This window comes from Photorhabdus sp. RM71S (assembly GCF_042879355.1).
GTDB classification, from domain to species: Bacteria; Pseudomonadota; Gammaproteobacteria; order Enterobacterales; family Enterobacteriaceae; genus Photorhabdus; species Photorhabdus kayaii.
The window spans coordinates 1-223 of record NZ_JBHFKV010000341.1 but is presented as its reverse complement, the minus strand read 5'-3'; the positions used below and the strand labels follow the sequence as shown (position 1 = coordinate 223).

Sequence of the window (223 nt, the reverse complement as noted above, 5' to 3'; positions counted from 1 at the left end):
TATAGAGCGTATCGCGGGCAAAGAAAATATAATGCTCTTTAAGCAGCTCCGTTAAGATTTCCGGTACGGACTGTCGATGGAAAATACGGCTGTCCTGATTGAGCGTCATCATCCACATTTTGGGGCGGACAGTGAAAATATAAAAAGTGCGACGGCCATCGGTATTACCCTGTTCAGCCCCGGTTATCAAACCATTAATGGTCCGTTCGGTCACGCCATTACG

At 47.1% G+C, this 223-nt stretch carries 1 protein-coding gene; it reads right to left on the bottom strand.

The genetic code is table 11. The features are described from left to right. Positions 1-223: contractile injection system protein, VgrG/Pvc8 family (locus ACGF5R_RS25135; RefSeq protein WP_387693389.1), on the bottom strand; the 223-nt coding region annotated here is incomplete at both ends.